The sequence below is a fragment of the Pseudomonas sichuanensis genome (assembly GCF_024749065.1).
In the GTDB taxonomy this organism is placed as follows: Bacteria; Pseudomonadota; Gammaproteobacteria; order Pseudomonadales; family Pseudomonadaceae; genus Aquipseudomonas; species Aquipseudomonas sichuanensis.
In genome coordinates this window covers 3,406,709-3,430,713 of record NZ_CP087185.1, presented here as the reverse complement: position 1 = coordinate 3,430,713, position 24,005 = coordinate 3,406,709, and the positions used below count along the sequence as shown (strand labels likewise).

Genomic DNA, 24,005 nt, shown 5'->3' with positions numbered 1-24,005 from the left:
CTTTTCTGCGGGGCACAAGCACGTGGTAGATAACGAGTCCTAGGCACTGTACGAAAAGAGGTGTCGTAAGCACCGCCGGCAGCAGGCCAATGTGACCATCGCTGCATAACTTGTTGCGAGTTTACAGTAGCGAGTCGCCAGGCGGCGGTGCTCCTTCGTAAGGTGTGTTCGCCGGCCCCTTACGGTTGAACATGGTGACATGGTCCATTGAAGAAGTGACGCCATGGTCAGTGGAGTTGATTTGACCCGAGCCTGTCTCAGTTTATTGTAAATGGCCGACGTGAGCCGGCCCTACATTACGGGGCTATCAGGTAACGGAAAGGAAAACCTGGGTGTTCTCATCGCTGGCAGCTACAACCCTGCACCGGATATGTTCCAGAATTTCCTCTCCAAGTTGATTCGTTGCGAAGTCGAATTTGAGCATATAGGACTTCTCGCTACGGTCGGCCTCCCAATACGAAAGTCCCTGATCAAGCTGGACCGTCAGTTTTTTGCCGGAGCGGAGTTGCAGGTGCAACTGGCGGAAGTGCGGCAAGGACGAAAGGCTGAGCACCTCGCCGCTAAGGCCGCAGTATTCCAATGCTTGGCAGATGGCATCGTCGCGCTCGCGAGATGAGTGCCAGTCATGCCGGCATTGCCATGGCGCCCGGTTGTCATCCTTTTGGTACTGGCGACCCTGGATGCGGATGGCGAAGTTGGTAGCACTGACTCGTCCAAGCTCATGAACAACGTTGACCAACTGGTTCACGACCAGCGGGCTGCATACATATCGATCACTGTAGACCAGCTCTGTAATAGGGTCATCGCCTGACAATGCCTCGTCTAGGATGCTACCTGCCTCATTTCTGAGATGTTCCCAGAAGCGTTTGGCAAAGCCGCTGAGCGAACCATCCAACTGACCTCCGATCTCAACCTTGATCAGGCCGGGGGTTGTGGTTGGCATCAGGTCAGGTGCATTCAGTATTCGATCTGATAGCAGCGCGGGTGGTGCTCCCCGAACAATCCGCGCACCGGCCGCAGCTAGATCCCAAGTATGGCCCGGGATAGTCAGGTGCACATTGTCGCTGGCCCAGGCGGTGTTGCATCGCGGCCCCTGCAGGGTGATGTTCAGCGCTAGAGCACCAAGATCCGGCATGGTCTCATGGAGGCAGATCTGGATGCCGCTGAAGGTGAGTCTTACAAGCCATTCCTTCTGGTCAGCTGGCAGGGCTGCATAGGTGCTATCCAGTATGTGCAATTGCACCTGATGCCCGGCTGCTTCCCAGCTTTGCAGTTGATGTCGCAGACGGCGTGCGACGGCCAGATCCCAGTCTTCGGCTGGAGCCGAGAGATAAACAGCAAGGGTCTTCGCAGTGTCGTCCTGGGTGAGAGCCTGCTCGACGGCTTCCTGTAGGGTGGAAATTTCCGCCCGGCTTTGCGGGCCGAAGACCGCGAGCTCGGTTGGCAGTGCCAGCCCGGCAAGCCAGGCCTGATTGATCCATGCCAGTGCGGCATGGCGATCGAGGCGATCAGCCTCAAAGCGAGTGTCGAAGCTGAGTAAGCAACGCTGGCAGGCATGCGTGCAGTTGCAGCTGTCGAGACGGCTGATAACCCGCTGCCACAGGCTGGACTCATTCAGTCGCTCTGCTGCCTGTGTGGTGTACCCACCGCTACGCAGGTCGAAGACCCGGATGGCACTGGCAGGATAGCCATCAACCCTGATCGGGCGGCAGTCACAACCCAACTCCTCAGTTTGCACGCCCAGTTCCGCTGCGATCGCTTCCCGAAGTGCTACCGCGATCGAATAGCCAGAGACATCATCGTACAAGAGCTCACCGCTGGAGGGATTGCGTAGTACCAACTCAAGCGCATCGGTGAGACTGTCATGGCCTAGGTGGATACCTTGCTTGATTTTCCAGTTGTTGTGGCTGCCGGGGCAGATATTCTCCCCATCGTCACTCTTGCCGCCGCGCAGGCGTTTGTGTTCCGCCTTCTGGCGGAAGATGGCTGGCAGATGTTGTTCGTTGGCTGGAGCAGCCGTATCGGGATGGCTTAGCATGGGCTCTGCTTTCCCGCACTCAAGACAGATGGCGAAGCCCTTCTGGCTGGCTCCTGAGGTGTAGTGGAACAGGTGGGCCTGCTGACTGAAGCGGAACTGACCGAATGCCGGGTTGGCCAGGCAGATCCAGTTAGCAGGTACATTCAGCCACGGAGCCTGGACAGGCACATATTGCAGCTGGCTAATGTCATTGTGCGGTTCGTCGAAGAAGTCCACGGCAAAGCCTGCAGGCACCAGATACTCCCGGATATCCTCCCGTCCGATAGGGGCACCGCATTCCTGGCAGTTGATTTCCAGTCCTGGGTTGATTGCGGCGTCGCTGGCCCCACAATGACGGCAGAACCAAGCTTTTTTGAAGAGCTGCAGCTCCTTAACGTTTTCGGCAGATGCCGGGGCGTGCCAGTTCAGTGTGATGCCGGATGATTTGTAGACCAGACCGTCCATGACCAGTTCGGCTCCTGGTGCATATTCGCGTAGCCCGGTGATACGGTCTCGAGATGCCAGCGAGCGATAGCGGGCGCGGTTGTCCTCGCGTTTGTCAGTTTCTTCCTGCTTCAGGGTCTGCATACAGCGATTGTCGAAGCTGACGATGTCCGTCGGGAAGCCATACCCCGGCAGGAAGCGCCGGTTAGCCAGCTCGCTGAGTAAGTATTCCTTCTCAATGCGACTGAGCTGGGCTTCCATGGCGCGGGAGGCTGCGGCTTTCTTGTCGTCAATCTGCTGCAGTTGCGCGTAGCTGGCCGAGTGCTCCTGTTGCCATGCCTGCGTGATTCCGCTCAGGTTGGTGCTGGTGCGCTTAAGCAGTGCAGGCTGCGGAGTTGAATCAAGAATGCTGCGACAAGTGATGTCTTTGAGGGCCTGAGCCACCAGTGGCTCCACTTTGCTTGCCTGATTGTTGCACCACAGACAGAAACGAGTCGCCAGCGACATGGGCATTTCGCCTTCGAGGAAGAACGTGCCAGCAGTCATCGACTTGATTTCCTGGGCTGTGACAACGTGCTTGAGCCAGTGCGAGAGCAACCAGGCATTGACGTGACGCTGGATCAGATCGGGGCTTTGCAGAGACACCTTGGGCATGCGCATGGGGGTGTTGAAGGGCCAGAGTGGGCTGTTGAACACGCTCTGGTCATGCGGGGTATTCTTGCAGACGGCCAAGGCCAGAGAGCGTCCTTCGCGGCGGCGGCCTGCACGGCCAGCCCGCTGCAGGTAGTTGGCTGGGTGCGGTGGGACGTTATTCATGGCCACCACGCTAATGCCGCCGATGTCTACCCCCATCTCCATTGTGGTCGAACAGCTAAGCAGGTTCAGCTTGCCTGTCTTGAACAGGGCTTCGTAGACATCCAGTTTGCTTTTGGATTGTTGGGCCGAGTGCTCGGCTGCACGGAAATAGTTTCCGCCCTCAATGACCAGATCCATAACGTCCGACCAGAGAGCAGCTTTACGAAGCTGCTGAATATCAGGGTGCTGATTTAGCCATTCGCGGATCGCCAGCAGTCCATCATCGCCGGAAATATGCAGAAGGGCTTCCGGTGGGCGGGGCAAGGTGTAGGGCAACACATTTATGACCATGTTACGGTCGGTACGGGGGGTGTAAGGGCTGAGCTGCTCAAACGGCGTGTCGATAAAGCGCCGAGATACAGGGCAGAGATAGACCTCGTTGGGCAGACGAAAGCTCACGTCCTTGAGATCAAGCTGATATCCGTCGCCGGACGAAATCAGCAGCTTCGTCTGCTGGGTAAGTGCATGCCAGGCTTCCCTCAGGATCGAGTCAATTTGATCCCTGTGTGTAGACGTGGAGTAGTTGAAAGCCTTGCAGAGCATCAGGATTGCGCGTGATTGAATGCCATTGACGGTATTGACTGCCGGCCAGCGCGTGTAACGCCGGGAAAGCTTGTCCGCCTTACCATCGAAAATAGGCTCTACCACCCACTTGGGACTGACTTTGGCGCCGATCAGCGATTGCCACCGCTTGTCGATATTCAGAGCGGTGTTTTCACGAACGAAGAAGTCCAACAGCACCTTCAGATAAGAGCGCCAGGACTCGACCGTCTGGTGCGCAGGCCAGGCCATGGGCTTGCTGCTGATGCTTGCCAGCTTGGGATAGCAAACCTGCACCAGTCCCAGTGTTTCCAAGCTATTGGCACGTTTTGGTCGGCGATAGAACTCGCGTGCGAGAAGCATACTGGCTAGGGCGATGCTGTCTTGCTTGCCAAAAGTCTTCGGGGCGAGGCTGTGATAATAGTCCAGCATGGCCATCTGCAGCTCCGGCGTGCCGGCCAGATGGTTGACCATATCGGTCCAGCTGATTTCTGCACCTTTGGCGTATTCAGCCTGCTTTTCCAGCAACTGTTGTAAGTACTTTTGCTCGAAGCGCCCCAATTTCTCCGCTGCCTCAAGTTCCAGCAGCTCATGCAGTTCGTGCTGTTCCTCCCCTGATAGAGTGCAGGCGGGCTGCGCTTGCAAAAGGCGGTGATAAACCAGTCCTCGAACTCTGTTGCGCTCGGAGTCCTGCTGCAGCTTGACCGCAATACGAGCGGTACCTTGGCGGCTGTCAGTGAAGGAGATCAGCTTGCGGCCCTGGAACGGCTTGCCTGTCGGCATCGAGTCTGACGTGCAGAACTCCAGCAGGGTTCCAATCACTGTGCTCAGGGTGAAGGGGGTGCCAATACGTGCGGGGCGCAATAGGCTGCGCCCTTGAATGGTTGCACCACAGCATGGGCATTCATTTTTGTTGCTGCTGAATAGCTGCAGCCCGATGTATCCGTCCTTGGGGCCGTCGAACATCAGCTTCTGGCTGGTAGGATCCAGAAACTCCGGGTAGCTGTAGTTGACTGGTCGGTTGGTTATCAGGGTTTGGGTTAGTGAGATGCGGTCTTCAGTCGGATCATTTGTATCGGCAGTTTCCTCGTCCAAGGAGAATTCATCGACCTGCTGTTGTGATGGGTCGATCAGTTTCCCATGGTTGGTAGCAACAGCCTGCAAGAAACTCTCGTTGCACTCTTCACAGGAAACTAGCGGCATGAGCGGCGCGCCGCAGTTGCAATGGGTTCGCTCCTCCGTATACACCATGCCAAATGGCCAGTCGGCATGGTTGAGTGCGGTGCTGGCCTTGTGTGTACAGTTACGGTCCACGCAGGCTCGGATCGCTGGGATCACGTTATGGAAGAGATGGGCACGTAATGGCAGGAAGGAAATGCCAGCGGCATTCTTGGTGCCTGACATCAAATCCAGCCAGGCCAGCAGTTGGACAGGACTTAGATCGGACTCCCGGGTCATCCCTTTTAGGCTTTGTGGTTTCACTTGTCCCGCAGGAATGAACAAGGAACGTAGACGCCTGGCTGTCGGGCTGGACTCGAGGCGCTGGTAGCGCGGAGCGGATTGTTCCTGCTCGGCATCGATGGCTGCAATGGCGGCAGGCTGGTCATGCTTGGCATCGGGCGTCACATCCAACAGGCCGGGGATATCCCTATGGCCCTGCACTACCTCTACCTGTTCCGGAGCAACTCCGCCTATGTCAGCGAGGAATTCGCGCAGGCTTTCGATGGTCTTTTCATCCGAGCCAAAAGTGGCCGAAGTCGCAACAAAACGCACATCCTTCGCTTCAACCTTGAAGGCAAGCATCACACGCCGTAGCAATAGTGCCATTTCGGCAGCCTGGGAGCCGATATGGGTGTGCGCCTCGTCAAGAATGATCCACCGCAGTTTGCCCGCAGATTTCTTCAGGATGGGCTCATCGTCTTTGCGTATGAGCATATATTCCAGCATGGTGGCATTGGTTACGAGCATCTGTGGCGGACGTTCGCGCAGGCTCTTACGGTCGATTACCTGACCTTTGTACTGCTGGTCCGAAGCCTTACGTTCATTTTCCAGGGCGCCGGTGTACAGACAGTGTCGAATCTGGCCGCCAAAACCATCGGTCCAGGCATCCAAGCGGTTTTGCTGCGAGTTGATCAGCGCGTTCAGCGGGTAGATAAACAGGGCGCGAACACCTTCTGGGTCTTCACCAGCCTCGATCTCTTTTGCCAAATGGTTGAGGACGGGCACCAGAAAGCATTCGGTCTTGCCCGAACCGGTGCCGCTGGTCACCACCAGAGATTTCCGCTCCGGACTGTTGAGGATTTTCCAGGCCGCCAATTGATGGGTGAATAGATGGCGGTCGCCGGGGAAGGAGTACTCCTGGGCAAGATCCTTGGGCGGGGAAGCCATGGCCTCGGCAAGTCGTCGGTGCAGCAAGCTGCCTCCTGCCAGAGAACTCATGGTTTCATCGCTTTCATCCCAGCCAAAGGTCGGCTCGAAAACCGGATCCGCAAGCCAGGCACCCGGAGTTCCGGGAGATGCGGTCAGCTGATCATGTAGGAACTGACGCAGATGGGGATTGCCAAGGCTGAGCAGGCCCTGAGCCGCACGTTCACTGCGGATGCTGAGGTTGGTGGTCAGGGCGGAAAAATAATTCTTTTGATAGAGCATGGGATTCATCACTTCTGGATCGAGTCGACTTGTGCCATGACTAGGCCTAGCTGATAGGCCAAATCAAACCAGACCGTATCGAACTGGCGAGCGTTTCTGAGACTGAACAGGCGCGTCGGGTCGGCTTGCCATTGTTGGCCATGACCGGCATGGGTATCGAAGGCAGCCATGAAAGGCAGCATCACTACGGCCAACTTGAAGTCGTTGGCAGGAAGCTTGCTGCGGCGGAGTAGCATTTGGCCGTGAGTAGTTTTCAAGAATGCCCCGATATCTGTATTCCCTGCGCCAGGATATTGATGGGTTTCAGCAGGATTACGGTGGAACATCTGCTGCATGGCAGATTTCTCTCCATCGTCAAAAAGTCGATCTAACCAAATTCCCGTGAGCATTGAGGGATTTCTCAGGAAGAATCCAACATCCGGACTTTCGAGATCGAAGTAGCGGTGAAAGCCCTGCTCGAAAATGAAGCGCAGCGCGGGTTGCCAGCGGGACAGGTACTGGCTCTTGCTCTGGATGTCGTTGCGAATGACCGACAAGAGGCGGGCATCGCTGGCGGCAAACTGCTTGCGAATTTTCGCGAAGGTGTCGAACCAGTGGTTTGGTGCGATAAGCAACCACTCGAAGGGCAACTCGGAGGGTAGGCGTTCAGCCAGGCGGGTGGAGAAACCGTCCAGCAGCAGTGTTGCCATGGCAAGAGCCTGCGGCTCACGTATCAGTGCCTGGCAAATATCCAAGCTGGCCAGCGGCAGGTGGTGCAATCGGTCCAACAGCAGCTCCAACCTTTGCCAATCCGCGGCCTGCGGATCAGCGGTCATCGAGTGTAGGGCCGATCTGAGCAGGAGCATGCGCTCTTTATCATCCGCCTCGCAGAGCGCCTGGGTCAGCGGGGTAAATGCCTTCGAAAGGTCGCTTGTGGTCGGAGGGACAACGGTCGGGCGACTGTGCAACAGTGAGTCGTCGGGGGTGTACAGCAGCCAGGGGCCTACTACATCTGTCGGCAGTCTAACTAGCCAGCTCCCGGTGAACACTTGCTCGGAGAAATGTAGTGGCAGTCTGACCGGCTCATGGTCTGGCTCCGCCAGTGGCAAACCCAGCATCAGGCCTTCGGCCTGGGTCTGTTCAAGCAGAAGATCGCGACCACCATCGCTCAGGGACGCCATCTCTCTTTGGCTGTGTAGGCGGATGCGTGTCGAATAGCGTCCTACTTGAAGGCGAGCACGTGTCTGGTGAGCATGCATAAGCTCCAACTGGACAGCATGATCGAGTCCTGGGCGACAGGAAAGCATCTGCTGGATCGCCGGGATCAGCTCGAACAGACGAATTTCGCGAATCCCGGTGTAGCGAATTTCCTGGGACAGAGTGGAGCGGGCGTCGATTCCACTGGACGTTAGGCGAACCTGCCAGTGTTCAGCGCCCTGTGACGACATCAGTACAGCGCGACAACCAATCAACTCCTCAATGGTCAAGGCCTGATTCGGCTTGAGAGGGGTACTGTTGCGCTGCAGAGTGATCCCATTGCCAGGGAATGGCAGCGTGATCCTTTGCTCGCCATCGGGCCATTGCAGGCATAGCGACACCGAGGTTTTGGGCCGGGCGCTCGAACTCTTTAGTATGAGAACCAAGTCTTTCCCATCATGGCGGCTTTTCAGCTCAATCTCTACGTTCTCGCAGCGTACGGGCAAGTCAGGCCAGTTGGTGAGACGAATACTTCCTTCAAGGGCGCAGGCACCTGGCACGTAGGTGACGGACGCGCCCTCTGGGAGGAGCACGGCACGGGTGTTTAGCAGGCGCTGGCCATTCCTGCGCCAAATTAGCCGACATAGCCCCGGTGACTGGGCCTGGGCGAGCGGTAACTCCTTGCCTTGCGTGCGAACAAACAGCTCATGGGCGGGTGCGAAGTTGGATAAGCCTGCACTTTGTTCTACTCGAAGGCGCGGTGTGCCGTGGTACAGCAGGCCCGGTATGGAGAGTGCCTCCAAGCTGTTGCCTTGCCAGTAGGCTTCGGGGTGGTGGGGAGCGTTGGCGCTTACGGTGACAATGAAAGGTTGTTTGCGGTAAGTGAGCCGGGTTGTGCCGGCCGGAAGTTCCAACAGCATTTGCTCATCGGAAAGGCAATCGTGAAGCTCGCGAACCTCGCCATCCTCTGTAAACACTATGGTTTTTGCCGGCATGACTGCCAGCGCCGATTCTCCCTTGACCAGCGCATCGCCTTGAGCGAGCAATCGAGCAAAGGGATAGGCATTCTCGAATATCAACGGCTCGTCTGGGCTCAGCGCTTCGCCTCCAGGCAGGTCGGCGATGTGCAGTGTCGCGCCCCAGCGACTGACGATCAATTGCGCGGCCTCATTTAGGTTGTGAATGGCCGGCAGCTGCCTGGCTATCAGCTGATACTCCTCATCCCTGAGCAGGGCTTCGCCGACCAGGTATTCCCGCTCGCCGATGCGCAGCAGCATCTGGAAGTGTGGTGGCAGTCGATCAGAAGCCAACCCCAGTGATGCGGCAACCTGATCTCGTTTGGCTTGTGCCTGCATTGCAAAGGTCAGCTCGTAGACGGGTTTGGAGCCGTCGGAGCTGAAGCGTAGGCCACGCTGAATCTGAAAGGGGGGACGTCTGGAATTGGGCGTGATGGTGACAATGCCCCGGACCAGACCCTTGATGAGGCTGGCTGCGGCCTGACTGTCGAGCGCGATGGGAAAGAGCTCTTCCCACTGAGGGCATTCCTCCTGCAGCTTTGCAATCGGATCATCGGCACCTTGCAGGGCATAGGTCCTGCGGATATGAAGCACCGCCTTAGCCAGATTGTCCAGCAACTCATAAACCGGCGCCTGCTGGTAGCAGACGGGCAAAAGCGCTGCCTGGGCCTCGATCGCCTGACGTAGTTGCTCATCGTGCAGGCCGTAGCCCAGCGCCTGCTCGGTGACCATGCGCAGCAGGCCGGATAGCGCGCCCTGCGCCGATTCGACCAGGCGCATGGGCAAACCGCCATTCACCGCGACCAGGCCAATGAAGCGCTTACCTTCATCCTTTATGTCGGTCTGCAGACGCCATAAGCAGCGCCCATCAATGACCAGCTTGCGAGTCTTATCGTGGGTCATTCCCCGCTGGCCGGCGGCCTCGCACAGCGGCCCCCAGCGCCATGCGCCACCGGGATATTCTCGTTTCCACCACTCAGCGGCGAACAGCAGCCAAGCTTGAGGGTAGCAAGGATTGATGTTTTGCCCTGCGGGAAGCTTCTGCAGGAGTTGGCGGAGTACCTCAAACTCTTCAAAAGAAGTTTTGTAAGCGAAAAGGGGGCGTCCATCTGGCTCTTTCAGCCCACGCCCGGACAGAAAGTCCGAGATCCATTGATCAAGTGGCACGTAGAATTCCCTTTTCCGTGAGCAATGCACCACGGGTGCTTGCGCTGACAGGATTTTGATCAAGATTGATGATTGTGACTGTCCCACGAATCAGCGCCCACGCGCGTTCCTTAGATAGCACTTCACTATCCTCTTCCATGTCTGCAACTGATCCTTAGGTCATGAACCATTCTGATGGCTAAGGGCTGCCATCAAGCATAATCCGGGACCCAATCTGAAGGGAAGGTCGAGAACCAGAAACGGTCGTGGACGCTGCACGAACTGGCTGTTCGCTGGCGCGCTACGCAGGGCAAACGGGCAACAGCAATCATGAGTCTGATCTAGCGTACGTAGAAAAGGGACATGATCCAAATGACTGCCTGAAGGATATGCTGCAGTGGCTGCCGACGTAGCCGGCGAGTGAGATCGGCCAACTGGTGCGGCATCAGGGGGCTTGGCACCAGCAGCGCCCCAGGTGCTCCTGGCCACTATGGGGCTGATCGCCGATCGAGTGTGCGGTGACCATGCAGAAGGGGCGCTGGACGCATTGAATATTAGAGACCTGCTTTATGGTGCTTCGCGCGATGAGCTGATCCGCGATGATATTATCGGTAACGCACGAATCGCCCCTAGTTCCCTCGGCACTCTCACATTTATAGTCTCGACGTGCGGATCATAAGCTCTCAGGCAAGCCAAAGAACATTTGGACATCGATATAAATCAAAAGGTTATGAGTGGGAAATTGAATTTGTACCCCCAGAAGTACCCCTTTTTGCAGTGGTTACGAGTGGACGATAGTGGAAGCACTGAGGGGCGGTGCTGAAGGTTCTATCACTCGCCAAAGCGTGCCGCTTACGCTTTGGGGTTGTCCCAGTCGCTACGCGTCGCAGCAGTCAGCGCATCCCAGTCATCAGGAGGGTTGCCGCGGCCCAGCATCTTCTCGAATACGGCGTAGGGATCGGACTTGCTGCCTGCGGACCGTAGGGTGTTTTCGTCGTTGACCCATGCATAGACGATGACCTTGGATCTTGAGTCGTAGCGAAAGAAGAGCCGAAAGCGCCTGCCGATTTTTGCACGGCGCCAATGTCGGTAGGCGGTGCCCAGCGTATTGCCTTGGCGGAACTCATCACGGCCCGGGTCGGCAGGCACAGCCTCCATGATCAGATGGCTCAATGCCCGAAACAGCTTCACGTTGGCGTTGCTTTCAAAGCCTTGCGGGTCGTTCTGCTCGGCCCGGGCGGCGGCTTCTTGCAATTTGCGTAGCTGTAAAGTCACACCCTCATGGAACAACAGTGTCCAGCCATGTCGCACCATCAGAGCACGACCTCACCGTCGATATCTTCGTCCAGGTTTACGCAGTGATTTGCGTTGGCGAGCATGGTTTGCGCCAAGTCTTCCGGCAGGGTGGTGAGGTTGCGTCCGTTTCGGATATCAGCCTCCAGCAAACCCAGGAATGCACCGATGGCAGGGTCTTCGTGGATGGCGTCTACGCGGCTGACCACGATTTCACCGCCGCGTACGTCGAATGCAATCTTGCCACCAGTGTCAATGCCCAAAAGCTGGCGAACGGATTTGGGCAGTGTGACCTGTCCCTTCGAGGTCAATGTGGCGATTTCGTGGATGGCAGGCATGAGTGTTCTCCGGATCTATTGATTGAATGGTAAGGAATAATCCTTACGCGGTCAATCTTGGTTTTTTCTGATCAAGCATAGGCGGGGAGGACGCTCAATAGCGCCGCAGGATGAGTTACACCACTTCCTGGGACACGATCCAGCACGTTAATCCGTGATGCTGAACTCTATTTGCGGATGGTCTGAAAATGGTGGGGGCAATGACGATCATGAGACACTGGGCGAGATGGAGCCAAGCGCCGCTAGGCGCTCGCAGATCTCGTTAAGGTCGTCAAGGAAAGGACAGCGATGGAACAGTCATCGGTGGTTTTGGAGGCAAAAGAATTTTCCAGATTAGCCGTCAGCGCGTCTCTCATTTTCTTCGCTGATGCCGTGCAGCACCACGCGATGATCTTGCCTACCGCTGCAGTGGCAGGTGATCTGTCGGCTCTTCGATACAGGCTTTCGGCTGTACCGTCGCTCATGATTACAAACCCTGAACCTAGGCCACATTCTCCGCGGTAGAGCCGGAAGTGCTGCTCCACGGTTTTGTCAGTCATGAAAAAGGTTGTGTTGGTGTATTCGCCGTTTTCAGGGTGTGACAGAACGGCTATCTGCCCATCCTCTTGCTGATGTACAACGCAACCATCCCCCACATGACCGGCAAGGTATCGACCCTTGGAATGGGCGACGAATAACAAGGTGCTCGCTAGCTCCGAATACTCGCAGCACAACCTGATAGCTTGCCGTTCCAAAGCGCTCCGACAACCCGCTAGTAGTTCCGCGCACGCCTCGGCTGGATCGTCTTGAGACAGCGTCCACAGCTCCTCGAAGCGATCAGCCAATGCACGCATCACAGCTTTCACCACCGCACGTGCACCATCTGCTGAGTGGGTTTTCGAGCCAGCACCGTCGGCCAGAGCAATGCACGCGAAATCCTGCTGAGTGCGAGCCGCAGCGTAATCCTGACATGGCAATCCACTCAGGATGTGCGACCGTCCTGTGTGCTGCCCACATGATGTCCGATAGATGTAGCTGCGGCTCGTTTCAGACATATTTTACAGCTGCCCCCAAGCGGCGATGCCTGCCGTATCCAAAATCACTTTTTCACCAGGCGTTGATTGCGACGCACGTGAAACACTGCGGCTCAACCAGAGGAAGAACTCTTTGAAGTTAAGCGCTTTGAGTCGCAACGGAGGGCGTCCGGGAGACAGCATTCCCAGCGTTTCCAGATTCGCAGCCGCACCTATCGCAATCGGGAACACCGTCAGCTTCTTGCTCTCGCACAGGGCGCGCACACGCTGGCTTGCACGACTGATATCGTCCGTAGGTTCACCGTCAGTCATGATGACCATCCAGGGTTGGAAATAGTCGACGCCGGCGCGCTTGTAATCTTCTTTGCGCACTTCGAGCAGATCCAGAGCGAGGTTCACGCCTTGGCCCATGGCCGTCGTGCCTTCGGCAACTAGGGCAGGCACATCCTGACGGCCTATCGCCATGAATTCGACCGTTCGTTTCGCTTCACTGCCGAAAGTAACGATGCTGATCTCTGCAGCGTGCCGGGCAACCTCATCCTCCCGGATTGCCTCGTAAAACATCTGCACACCAGCTTGGAGCTCGCGAATAGGCTCGCCGGCCATAGAACCGCTCACATCCAATACCAGGCAGATGGGTACCCTCGCTGTCGGATTATCTACCAAGTCTTCTTGGCTGAGGATGAAGTCGTCGTCCACGATTGATCTCCTATCGGTGCTTCAGTTGGAAAAGAGGGCGCGCCATAGCTTGCCCAGAAAGACCGCTACTTTGGATTTGCGCCTACCTGTCAGGGACTGCGAGCGGACACTCTGGGGCGCCGGGCGTTGCGGCTGAGCAGGTGAATGGGGGCGATTGTTCTGCGTTGGGCTAGTTTGCTGGAGCTGAGGGCGAGGTGGTTGTGCCTGCACCGGACGGCTCTGCGCCGCTTGAGCTTGCGCCGTCGGCTGAGGTCGAGGTTGTGGCTGAGCGGGAACTGGACAAGGCGACACGACAGGCCGAGTGATCGGCGGCGGAGGTGTTGGGCGGCCTTGATTATTGCGCTCAGCTTGCTGACCCTTCTCGTAGCTTTCCCGAGCCATGCGCGTGAGTCTGTGTTTTTTGTGGCAGTCCTGGCAGCAGACCTTGTGACCTTTTAGCGCCTTCTTGTCGATGAGGTTTTTTGAGGCTGTGATCGTCTTGTTGCACCTGCCACAGGCGACCTGGATCGGATCCCGGATAAAATAAAACGAAGTCGGGAAGACTTCGTTCCCGAAGTACTTGCTCGCCACGTTGTGGCGATATCGGCTAAGTAGCTTGATCCATTCCTCTAGCGAGACGTGTTTCCTCTCGCGGAACGTATGCTGAAAAGCAACACGAACATCACGTTTCAAATGGTTCCAGATGGACTGCCAGATGCCTTCTGGAGCATTCTCCCCTGAGAAATTTTCCTTGTCGTCGAAATCGCGATACGGAAAATTTTTAGCCTTGATGTTGTCCGCCAGTGTCCCACCATTTTGCTGGGCATAGGGTGGCTTACCTGGAAACAGAATCATGAACAGCATCGTGGCCACGGCGAAAAGCTCATGCTCCTTGGTGCGCATGAACGTTTTGTAGTCGACGTTCTGAATTTCTGGGGCTGTAAACGTGACGGTACCGACAGGACACGGAAATCCTTCGATCTGAAAACTGTCCGTATCGACCATCCATAGCTTCTTGCTGTCCTGGGTGACCAACAAGTTGTGGGGGTTAATATCCCCCACGAGGATATTCATGCTGTGTAGGTAGCGAATGTGTTCGAGGAAGGCCAAGCACAGATTGAGCAGGTCAATCCGACCCCAACTTGGGAAATTGATCAAGAACTCAGGCTTGACGAAAACGCCTGAGAACAATGTTTTGCCCTGCGCCATGGGCATCAGATACCCCACGAACTCCGAGTGTTGATTGAACACCGCATCTGTCGGCCAGCAGATGCCTGGGCGCTCGATCCTCCTGGTAACCATCAGCTCGATCTTTTGACGCCTGAACACGGTGAGCTCTTCCGCGTGGTAAATCTTGCAGACCAGGCCAGGGTTTGAAGTTGCGTAAATAACGCCTTCGCCACCTTGGCTGATCTGCTTAGTCAGCTTCAGAGCCTTCCCGGCAGGTGTCGTTACCACTTCCCCAACGCCTGGCAGTGCTTTGCAGGGCAAGCGTTGCATTGCCACGCTCTTGGGAGTTCGGTGTAGGGTAAATGGCGTCAGCTCAACTGAGGGGGAAGCAGCAACAGGTTTCATCGTGGTCTGTCGAGCGGGCGTTGTGGATGGCCACTTGTGACAGGGCACACCGTTGGCTTTCGCTTGGGCCAACAAATGGTCGTCACATGTGACTAGCGTCATGCCGTATTGATTGGCCACCTCCAAGAGTCGACCCGCAGCGCTTTGGGCTGCGAATGTCTGGCGCTTGAGGATGTAGGCCGGGTCACCGTCAAAGATGAACTCAGCGAGCAAGTCGCCTTCGAAGATCGGTTCTTTGGTTGGGAACGCCTTCGCTTGCGAAGCATGGGTACCTTGGATCTGGCTCAGTACGCGCTCGGCATTGCGGCCCTGAGCGGAAGGCTGCGTCCGATAGTCAATCAGGATCGGTATCGCTTCCGCTAACAGAATCGGCACATTGTGTTTGTTACGGATGCTGGAGATGATGTCCGGGTGGTCAAGTAACACCCCTGCATCAATCAGCACTTTCTGGATTCTTGGTTCCGTCATAAAGCTTAGGCTTTGGCGTGATCTCGCTGGCGCACGCGGGGGTTGAGCATACCTCGATACCCTCGAGATAGAGCGTGTGGTCTGGGCACTTGATGTCAGAGGTGCTCAGCCCTCGCTGTTTTGTGACTCTTGTCACATTTTGAGCTTTGCGGGCCAGCTTCGCTTCGGCGCTCACGCCTTCTGCTCCATTTTTTCTTCACCATGAGTGGTAGGGCTGCGTCGCCCCTTCGACGTTAATTGTCTATTGTTGCGAGACGACCATAGTAATAGGACGTGGCCGGGTCTCGCTCTGGAAGGGACGACGGCAGGCTCAAAACCCTGAACTTTTCGAGTGCGTCCAATTCGGGTTTCTGATTGTCCCTGAGGCGCCAATAAAGTGAACTATATTTAAATAGTTGTAGCAGGTTGATGAAGTCATTGTTGCGCTCGAATGCCCCCCAAAGCACTCGGTGGCACTTTTCGTGTAGGTTGCTCAGGTTGTCATGGTGCAAGTGGTGGTAAATACTGATGAGGGCCGAGATTTCCTTAGATTCCAAAGAGCCTTTCACCTGGAGTAGCGTATCCGCATGGGCAAGAGTGGCGCGAATGTGGTTGTAAAGATCTTTGTGCTCATGGCAGTAATCAACGATAGCTTTTAAGGCATCGACCTTGGCCTGGCCTTCGGCCAATTCTTCCGCGCGATCCAATGCGATATTCGAATAGAGCGTGCTAGCTTTAGTTTTTGCTTTTGCCTGAATTTTCGAAATCTCGGCTTCTTTGGTGGCTAGATTGCTGTTCTTGAGCGCAATGTGCGCCGCTTGCATGGCAATGCTGCCCTTCGTCAGTTTTTCCGCTTGAGTGGCGTATTCCAAAGCATTCTTATGGTCTTTGCGAGCGGAGTAAATCATCGCAATATGCAGTTTTATGGAGCCTTCTAATTTAGGCTCTTTCAAATGTTCGAGGCAATCCAGCAGCATTTGCAATGCCTCGTCCTTGGCTGCCTTGGAGTCAAACATTCTTAATGACTGAGCGCACTGATAAATGAAATACCAATACAGATGCTTCTTTTCATTATCATCGAGCATGGGTTTCAATGAGATGTAGAGATCTTGTACGACCTTGTAATACGATTTCTTGCTCACGGTCGCGCAAAATTGAGAGGCTAGGTCAATGCCCACGGTACGCCACCGCGGATTTTTCGCGCCCTCAGCAACAATTTCAACAATAAAGTATTTTGCATTATTGATTTCCGATGATTTTTCGGTGATGTCACTGGCTTTGAAGATCAGGTGGAAGCTTGGCTTTTGCACCTCCCAGTCGTCGCCGAAATAGAGCTTGTACGCTTGGTTATTAATCTTGGCGACTTCTTTAGGCTTCGTTTCCTGAATGAGCCATTGCCGTACCGCGCGAGTGACGATCAGCCTTTTTTTGGATCCGCGGGTACCTGTGTGGCCAAGTTTGTCCTGATCCTCGACGTAGATGAAACCTTCGCGCTGGAGGATGACCACGTGGGCGATCGTATATTTCTTGGTTCTGTCAACGCGCTTGATGTTCTCCAGATACTCGCCGTATGGGAAAGCCGATAAGCTTTTCAGTAGGGAGAAGGCGTAGCGTTTTTCGATTTCCTGGGAAGTTGCCAGCGCTTTGATGGAATCGCTGAACCGGCCTGCTAAATTGACCCGCGATCCGCTGCGTTCACTGATAACGTCTTCCAGCGATGCTACCACCAGCTTACCTAGGGCTTCCTTGATCAGCTGGGGAACACCAGTGGTGTGCTCATGGAGCTGGGTAAAGTCATCGTTGCCCAGGCCGCCTTGATAGAGCGGGTGCAATTCAATGTACGCTCTGGTATCTGCGCCATCTAGTGAGGTCAATTCAACGGCTTCATGTCGCCAATCGGGCAACGTGCGACTGATTACGATGATCTTTAGGTTTGGGCAGTACGATGTCAGAATATCAGTGATACCCCGCAGTTCAGAATGCAGCTTGCCCTTGTCTGCGCTGGAGTCAAAAGGAGCATCTTTGAGAATAAGATAGGGATGCTCTACCAGCGCTAACGAACTGCAGAAGGAGGCAAAGGAGTCCCCGATCAGTTCCTCGATCTGACTGGTGAACGAGGATTTGTCGATGAAATTACCGATGTTTACTGCGTAGACTTTAGGTGGTTTAGTTGACGCACGCTGAATCAGTGCAGCTACGAACTCCTCTTCACCCATGCCCCAATCTGCGGCCAACCATAGGCGCCGATGGTTTTTTAGGAGCTGCTCTGCTTGATAGTTTTCCCCGTGCCTCACTCCTTCGGCTTGTGGCGACGGCGTCAGAGTGAAATGGATGGCATCCAGGCTTGCAGCTTTCTCTCCTTGCTCCATCCGTTGGATCGGATTGCTGCCGGTGAGGTCGGGGTACGTCGGAGGGCTTTGATCGAGCAGGTGCGCGAACAGACCGTGTAGAAAAGGGAGCAAGCTTGAATGCTCGGAACCAAAGCCGACGGGTTCCACTATATTTTTCCAGGCCGGATCTGCTTTACGCTTGTTTACCTCTGAGTTTTTTACGAGGGCAAACGTCGCCGGTTTGGTAGATTGGAGCTCCTCCCTGAGCCAGCCTAGTGTTTTGTCGAAATTTGGATCCTCGAAAGTACCGCCGCAGCCAACAAAGACCAGGTTTTGGAAGACGGTAAGATGCTGCTGGAAGAAATTGCGAGTGCTGCTTTTTATCGTATCCTGATAGTTCTGTTTACTAAGGATACACGAAGTAGGTTTCTTCCAGTGCCCATGCAGGTGCAGGATCCCCTTTCGGTCACCTTTGAACCACTCAATGACCTCATCCGAGTCGGACATGTAAACGGGCATGAGTGTGGTGACGTCCTCTAGAAGCGAGTCGTAATTGAGGGTGCAAATCTTAACACCAGCTTCGGACAAGGCTTTGATGGTTGCGGCCAACTCATTGTTGCGCACCTCGATTTCACCGAACTCTTTCTTGAGCCAGGCGGTGTAGTCAAAGGCGTCTCCTTCCGACAGGATATCCGACAGAAGTCCCGCCACGTGAAGTATCTCAGTTGTGCTGGGAGCACCTTCCAGAAGAGCGAGCCAGGTATCAGCTTTGGTTTGCGTGATCTTGTCGAGATCTACTGCATAGCTGAAGCCACTGCGAATCAATCCAATCCAGGACAATTGTTTGTAGTCACCGTTGGTCAGTGCCATGCTCAACCCTGTTCCGATCACAAGGATGGTGTCCTTAGTGGGTTTGATTCGCTTTATTGCCGCTTCCAACTCAACCGCAGGGTGATTCATGTCCATGTAAGAGATCCGAGAGAAAAAATTGAAGGAAATGAGTGAGCGTTCATGCAGGTCGCCGTTGCCCTAACGTTTCAAGGTGGCCGGCTAACGACTGGCCATAGGCGTGCTGTCCTTCTTCATAATGGGGCGGTGTCAGCGGTGGGCTTGGGTTTACGCCACACCATGACCAACTGAGCGTCGTCTGGAGCGGATGCATTCACAAAGCCTGCATGCTCTGCGGCTTTACGTGACGCGATGTTTGATTTTCGCATGTGGGCGAAGATGATGTCGTGCTGACTTTCCTGGCAGCACAGCTCATAGGCTGTTCGACCGATTTGCCGACCTTGACTGGGGCGGTTCAAAAAGACATGAAAAGAGGCGTGAAGGCCTCTTTGAGGGTCTTCGACCATATTGATGTAGGCTGTGCCTGCCCGTTTCCCTTCAGCCAGGATGATCCATGCCTCTCCGCCAGGCCCGCCACCATGATCGCGGGTTCCTGGGGTGCGAACGAAGTGGACATGTTCACGGGCAATCGGGCCGAGCTTGGATTTCGCGGGCACGGCGGGTGGCTTCGGCGTTTTGCGAGGCGTCGCCCGTGCTTTCGATTCTTTTACCGGTCTTGCCACGGTGCCTCTCCTAAACCCGACAGAAGACGGTCACAGCTTGGCTTCCAGAACTCGGCAGGGAAGAAGCCAGGCGAGAACGCGATCACGATATCTGCAAGTCGATCCAGAAGGTTGTGCCGGCGTAATGCATCGATCAGGTTGTCGATCATCAGTAATACGCAGGGTAGCGACACGTCCAGTGGGCCCGGCTGTTCAATGTGATCGCTGTCTCCATCGTAGCGATTGCAGAAGTAGTCCATATCTATGTGCAGCAGAATGGCGGCATCGCTTGCACTCAAGCCTTCAAGCCAAGCATCTAGGTCGGACGTAAAACGATAGCGCCCCTGGCCTGCACCGGGCGCGTCCTCCTCCAACGAAACAGCGAGCCTCCTCGCAGAAGGATCTAGCAGGGAATCGGCATCGGTTTTGAGCTTGATCACCGAATCAATCGTTCCGATGCACTTCGGTGCTTGGCAGAGGTGACGCACGTCAGTCAGGGGGTAGCTGTGGAGGAATGGTGTGAGGAAGCTTCCCATGCCTAATGCACCGCTATGGATGGCGCGAGTGATCGACTCGGGCTTCAGAAGGTCGATTTGCCGGTTATCAATGGGATCCAACCATGCGGCAGACTCCATGAATATCCGAGGCGCACCTAGATCCATATGGTCATCAACATGGAGCACGACGACTTCGCAAGATTTCGGCTGCTTTGCAAGCCATTCGCTCCAGCTCTCCAGTGTCCAGGTGTCATTGAGCGACAGCAGCACTTTGCCCCTGCGCTTACGTGCTGCCGACATGTCCTGGTACCGAAGTTGTCCACCCCACCAAGCAAGCCCCTCTTCAAGTCGAGGATCCACGTAGCGGTAGGGGTCGTCAGACCAATACAAACTCAATGACCATTGATCACCAACCTGCGTGGCCACTGCGTCCTTGTCGCAAAAGTAGTCGCGTAGTTGCCCGTGTCGGATCTGAGGATCAGTTGACAGTCTGGAGAGCGGAATGGTCAGGGTTCGACTCATACTGCTGATCACCTTCAAGAGCTGCTCGTTGGAGAACATCGACTAGGTTCTGCCCCATAACAGTCAAAGGGCAGCTTTGCAGTGTGACAAACGCTTGGCTGAGATGCAGATCAGTATCTGCGAGCTGGTTGACCGCCCGCGAATTAAGCTGAGCGGGCCCGTGATCTCTTACATGCAACCAGAACCGCCGAAGCTCAACGAATACGAACACAGCATGCAGTAAGCCAGAAGGTGGGCGCAGATCTTCTCGCCATGGCGAGACGACCTGGGCAGAGGTGCGTTCTACCGTCGGTGCAAAGCGCTCGAGCAGATACAGTTTTTGGTGGCGGTGTTCGTGGATCAACGAATCAGCCAGATCGTAGGGATCAATCAGTCGATCTCCCTGCGAGATGGACACATACAACGCGCCAGGGACTGAGTTATCGCTGAAAGAAACGATCTTGCGAGGATCCGCTGAAGGATCTCGTACGAACTGAACAGCGCTGCAGGCTTTTAGAATCTCCGCAGCCAACGCCGGTCGCCAGGCCCGGACAATCTCTAGCGCCTGGTTGACCAGCTCGACACCAGCCGGGGTCAACTCCTCACTTTCGAAATAGATGGATGTGCCAAAAGGGGCTCTGAGCCAGAGATCGTTTTTGGCTATGGCCAGTTCAGAACAAGGGGGAAGCTGCTCAGCATGTCGAACGAGATTGCTCAGATAAGCAGTGTTGATATCGATCGGCTGGCCGTCGACTGCAAACAAGGCGTGCCCGCGATGCTGCGCGAGGACGGCGCTGGCCCAAGCGATCGACCCGGGTAATGCGGCGATATGTTCAAAGCGAGTGCCGTCTAGAGACAGCAGTTGAACCGCGCAGTCGTCATCAGCGTAAAGTTGCAATGCGTCCCGCATGCGCTGCACGGCATCGACCACAGCACTGTCGTAGAGGTGCGACAGATGAGTGGCAGCGTTCTCAGCCAGTTCAAACTCATCCAGAACGAATGCATCCGGCAGAGGCTGCGTAGTTTCATCTTCTGAACAAAGCGCTAGGTGTTCGCTCAGACGTTGGCTGATATGCCTCACCAGGCGCTTCATTTCGTTGCAGTACACGGTTGGATTGACAAATCCGTTCTCAGCGAAGCGGTGGGGGAGGGATCCACCACCGCAAATGTCGACTATCTCGCAGGACTTGCAGGTGTCACACAATCCTTCTTTGCGCAAAAACCGACGATGCTGAGCTATTGCCGCAGAGTGTGCGACTTCGGAAATGGGCGTGTCCACAACGGTACCTACTAGGCGTGTTGCTCCGTCTTGGGTCACCTTTAGGACATCGAGATCGTGGTAACTGCCGTCCGTTTCGATCGACAGCAGGCTAACATCACCGAAGCCAAATGCGTCTGTCCCGGAGGGTAAGCCTGAACAGACATCTAGCAAGGCCTCGAACGTCCTCAACGGAATATGGGCATAGTGGTCAAACCACACATCAAAGGCGTTCACCAGCCACTGCTCATACAGCCCGGGATTCTGATTTCGACCGGGAGGTGGACGCAGCCAATGGGCATCAGGCAGCAGGAAGTCCAGGCGTGGGATGGTGAACTGGTTGAAATACTCGAACATTTCCGTCGCGCTTGTGGACGCATCCACGACGGCAATCACGCCTGCGAAAATGGATGGATACTGTTCAAGCCGCTTCAGGGCCTCCTCGGTAGCTTCAAAGCTGGAACGCCCTTTTCTCGTCAAACGATGTTTGTCGTTTGCGGCGCGCGGGCCATCCAGGCTCAGAGATACACCAATGTCTGCTGCTGCAAGGATGTCGAGCGCCTCTTGAGTCAGCAGCAATCCATTAGTTTGCATGCTGACATCAACCTGGATGGTGCATTGCTTGCGGAGCAGGGCTGCGAAGTCGGCCAGTATCTGCGCCCCGGCCAATAGCGGCTCCCCCCCATGGAGAATGACTGCGCAATGCTTGAGATCAGCGGCCTGGATGTATTCTGCGAGCCGGCGGGCAAATGCCTCGCGATGCTCGAGGCAGAGGAACTTGGGCATGGAGCGCCAACTCTGATCCGCGTGGTGGTAGACGTAGCAATAATCGCAATCGAGGTTGCATCGCGATGCCACCTTAACCAAAAACGACGAGAACTTAGCGGCGTCCATGCGGGTGACTCACGAACGGTTGTGACGGTGGTGCATGCGGTCGTAGCTGGTAATGACTTGGCCAACATCCGACTCGGTCAGTACGCGAGAGCGCAGGCGCTGGATTGCAGGGTTGGTGCTTTGGCCTTTGGACAAGCTTTGGCGGATAGTCGACGAGGTCGACTCGTCAATTTTCAGTGCTGCTGACGACATCATTGAGCTCCATTGCATGTTGATGTGCCAGCATGATCACCGACCCCCTCATGACAATTCAAGATGTGGATCCAATCAACGATAGGGGGGCGGGATCGCGTTTTTTACCGGTTTTTTCTAAGAAAATAATGCGCATTGAGCCGAATAAGACCGCAATCCAAGCTCAAAATGAGATTCTTTTAAAATTTGTAAGTGAATATTTCTTTAGTGAGTGGGCCTGATTTTGCCAATAGCTGGCTCGTTGGGCTTATCGGACCAAGGAGGGCGGGCTTTGGCATTGCATTGGTGCCTCACTCAGCTAACGTAGGCTCTGTACGAAATCCCGAGAATCCTAATCGTCGCTCCTCCAGCGCTGAGGTTTTGTAGAGTCACGCGCCATTAACGGAAAGGAATTCTGTGATGGCAAGGCGCTACGAACTCACGGACGAGGCCTGGGATGTGTCTCCGATCTCTTCATCGAAACCCATGGCCGAGGCCGGCCCCGACTAAGCAACCGCCTGATGCTCGATGGCGTGCTGTGGGTGCTTTACTCGGGTGCTGCATGGCGAGATATGCCTGAGCGCTTCGGCCCATGGTCAACGGCGTATCAACGGTTTCGGGGCTGGCGAAACCAAGGGACTTTCGAGCAGATGCTCAAACGTCTGCATCCGAGATTGAATGAGCAAGGCTTGATCGATCTGCAAACCTGGATGATCGACTCAACCGCAGTACACGCAACCCCAAGCCTCATCTGGCGCCGGGGAAAAAGGGGGGCTGACGAGCCTGCCGATCATGCTCTAGGTCGCAGTCACGGCTGCCTGACTACCAAAGTCCACATGCTTTGCGACGCCAACAGAACACCGCTGCGCTTTCTCCTCTCCGGCGGTCAAGCCAGTGACATCAGCTACGCACAACCACTGTTGGACGAGGTCAGCACTCCATCGAGCCAACGTGGCCGCCCGCGCAAGCGCTGCAAATGGCTGCTCGCCACTGCGACCGTCATCCCGTTGCGCTCGATGAAGCGCAAGCTCAAGCCTGGCTTACCAAGACTGTTTGACCGGCCCAAATACCGACAGCGCAATATCATCGAGCGCATGTTTGGCTGGCTGAAAGAGAACCGCCGAATAGTGACCCGCTTCAACAAGCTCGCGAAAAGTTATGCCGCGATGGCCTCACTGGCTTGCTCCATGGGTATTTGCGACATCTCTTTTCGTACAGGGCCTAACAAGCATGCACGAAGCCCCTAAAGACTGTCAGGGTCGCCAAAGAACATCTTGACATGGCTCTAGGGCGCCGTTTCAGGGTCGAAAAATTATAAATATACCCCAAAAATACCCGCGATACCCCCAGCAGGATGCGCGATCGAGAACGGCGATTTCTGACAGCTGACGAGGTGGTGCACGCTGGAATTCAGTGTACCTCCATGGCGGGATGGCCGGAAGGCGGTCGGGCCGTGTCGGTATCGGGGCGTTTTTCACGCACGGCAGCTACCAATCCAAATCAGTTGGTCGAGCTCCCAGACTGAACGGCCCCATCACCACGTTCTCCTGAGGTGACAGTCTGAAGATGCAAACCCTATCAACAATGAACGGGTGCACACACTGGAATCGCAGGCGC

General features: G+C 55.5%; 13 protein-coding genes and 2 pseudogenes. 2 read left to right on the top strand and 13 right to left on the bottom strand.

All coding sequences use genetic code 11. The annotated features are described in order from the left end of the window. Nucleotides 1–39: 39 nt before the first annotated feature. The 13 genes and pseudogenes from LOY51_RS15385 to yhhA all read right to left on the bottom strand — a co-directional run. Nucleotides 40–156, bottom strand: a pseudogene (locus LOY51_RS15385) (IS5/IS1182 family transposase); the annotation flags it as partial. Nucleotides 157–307: 151 nt separating this feature from the next. Continuing rightward, nucleotides 308–6,505, bottom strand: a complete 6,198-nt coding sequence (locus tag LOY51_RS15380) for a DEAD/DEAH box helicase (RefSeq protein WP_258641891.1) — start codon at nucleotides 6,503–6,505, stop codon at nucleotides 308–310. An 8-nt stretch (nucleotides 6,506–6,513) separates the two neighbouring features. Beyond that, nucleotides 6,514–9,864 carry an STY4851/ECs_5259 family protein gene (locus LOY51_RS15375; RefSeq protein ID WP_258641890.1) on the bottom strand — a complete coding sequence of 1,117 codons (3,351 nt, stop codon included), beginning with the start codon at nucleotides 9,862–9,864 and terminating at the stop codon, nucleotides 6,514–6,516. Nucleotides 9,865–10,695: 831 nt separating this feature from the next. Next, entirely contained in the window at nucleotides 10,696–11,157 is a 462-nt protein-coding gene (locus tag LOY51_RS15370; protein WP_258641889.1) for a type II toxin-antitoxin system YhaV family toxin, read from the bottom strand. After that, the gene (locus LOY51_RS15365) at nucleotides 11,157–11,474 is read right to left on the bottom strand and encodes a type II toxin-antitoxin system PrlF family antitoxin (protein WP_258641888.1); all 318 of its coding nucleotides are present in this window, start codon (nucleotides 11,472–11,474) and stop codon (nucleotides 11,157–11,159) included. Before LOY51_RS15365 ends, LOY51_RS15370 begins: the two co-directional genes overlap by 1 nt. A 242-nt stretch (nucleotides 11,475–11,716) precedes the next feature. Further along, on the bottom strand, nucleotides 11,717–12,508 hold the full coding sequence (locus tag LOY51_RS15360) for a PP2C family serine/threonine-protein phosphatase (protein ID WP_258641887.1): 792 nt from the start codon (nucleotides 12,506–12,508) through the stop codon (nucleotides 11,717–11,719). Nucleotides 12,509–12,511: 3 nt separating this feature from the next. Beyond that, on the bottom strand, nucleotides 12,512–13,186 hold the full coding sequence (locus tag LOY51_RS15355) for a vWA domain-containing protein (RefSeq protein WP_258641885.1): 675 nt from the start codon (nucleotides 13,184–13,186) through the stop codon (nucleotides 12,512–12,514). 21 nt (nucleotides 13,187–13,207) lie between these two features. Continuing rightward, nucleotides 13,208–15,184: a protein kinase domain-containing protein gene (locus tag LOY51_RS15350; RefSeq protein ID WP_258641884.1), complete on the bottom strand. Its 1,977-nt coding sequence runs from the start codon at nucleotides 15,182–15,184 to the stop codon at nucleotides 13,208–13,210. Between the two features lie 257 nt (nucleotides 15,185–15,441). Then, nucleotides 15,442–18,483, bottom strand: coding sequence for an SIR2 family protein (locus tag LOY51_RS15345; RefSeq protein ID WP_258641883.1), 3,042 nt, complete (start codon nucleotides 18,481–18,483; stop codon nucleotides 15,442–15,444). A gap of 116 nt (nucleotides 18,484–18,599) precedes the next feature. Next, nucleotides 18,600–19,088, bottom strand: coding sequence for a GNAT family N-acetyltransferase (locus tag LOY51_RS15340; RefSeq protein ID WP_258641882.1), 489 nt, complete (start codon nucleotides 19,086–19,088; stop codon nucleotides 18,600–18,602). Then, on the bottom strand, nucleotides 19,073–20,086 hold the full coding sequence (locus LOY51_RS15335) for a hypothetical protein (protein WP_258641881.1): 1,014 nt from the start codon (nucleotides 20,084–20,086) through the stop codon (nucleotides 19,073–19,075). The genes LOY51_RS15340 and LOY51_RS15335 overlap by 16 nt, the downstream gene beginning before the upstream one ends. Next, a complete protein-coding gene (yhhB, locus tag LOY51_RS15330; RefSeq protein ID WP_258641879.1) occupies nucleotides 20,043–22,217 on the bottom strand; it encodes a cyclophane-forming radical SAM/SPASM peptide maturase YhhB in 2,175 nt (724 codons plus the stop codon). The genes LOY51_RS15335 and yhhB overlap by 44 nt, the downstream gene beginning before the upstream one ends. A 9-nt stretch (nucleotides 22,218–22,226) precedes the next feature. Continuing rightward, nucleotides 22,227–22,409 carry a YhhA family cyclophane-containing RiPP gene (gene yhhA / locus LOY51_RS27185; RefSeq protein ID WP_374046954.1) on the bottom strand — a complete coding sequence of 61 codons (183 nt, stop codon included), beginning with the start codon at nucleotides 22,407–22,409 and terminating at the stop codon, nucleotides 22,227–22,229. A 32-nt stretch (nucleotides 22,410–22,441) separates the two neighbouring features. Between yhhA and LOY51_RS15325 the strand changes: the two genes are divergently transcribed. Together LOY51_RS15325 and LOY51_RS15320 are read left to right on the top strand one after the other, a co-directional pair. Beyond that, the gene (locus tag LOY51_RS15325) at nucleotides 22,442–22,630 is read left to right on the top strand and encodes a hypothetical protein (RefSeq protein ID WP_258641878.1); all 189 of its coding nucleotides are present in this window, start codon (nucleotides 22,442–22,444) and stop codon (nucleotides 22,628–22,630) included. Between the two features lie 178 nt (nucleotides 22,631–22,808). Further along, nucleotides 22,809–23,613: pseudogene (locus tag LOY51_RS15320) on the top strand (IS5 family transposase). Nucleotides 23,614–24,005 lie beyond the last annotated feature (392 nt).

Excerpts from the sequence above, each read along its gene's own strand:
- LOY51_RS15365 (WP_258641888.1), bottom strand. The coding sequence starts at position 11,474 with ATGCCTGCCATCCACGAAATCGCCACATTGACCTCGAAGGGACAGGTC.
- LOY51_RS15335 (WP_258641881.1), bottom strand. The coding sequence starts at position 20,086 with ATGAGTCGAACCCTGACCATTCCGCTCTCCAGACTGTCAACTGATCCT.
- LOY51_RS15370 (WP_258641889.1), bottom strand. The coding sequence starts at position 11,157 with ATGGTGCGACATGGCTGGACACTGTTGTTCCATGAGGGTGTGACTTTA.
- LOY51_RS15345 (WP_258641883.1), bottom strand. The coding sequence starts at position 18,483 with ATGGACATGAATCACCCTGCGGTTGAGTTGGAAGCGGCAATAAAGCGA.
- LOY51_RS15380 (WP_258641891.1), bottom strand. The coding sequence starts at position 6,505 with ATGCTCTATCAAAAGAATTATTTTTCCGCCCTGACCACCAACCTCAGC.
- LOY51_RS15360 (WP_258641887.1), bottom strand. The coding sequence starts at position 12,508 with ATGTCTGAAACGAGCCGCAGCTACATCTATCGGACATCATGTGGGCAG.
- LOY51_RS15325 (WP_258641878.1), top strand. The coding sequence starts at position 22,442 with ATGATCACCGACCCCCTCATGACAATTCAAGATGTGGATCCAATCAAC.
- yhhB (WP_258641879.1), bottom strand. The coding sequence starts at position 22,217 with ATGGACGCCGCTAAGTTCTCGTCGTTTTTGGTTAAGGTGGCATCGCGA.
- yhhA (WP_374046954.1), bottom strand. The coding sequence starts at position 22,409 with ATGTCGTCAGCAGCACTGAAAATTGACGAGTCGACCTCGTCGACTATC.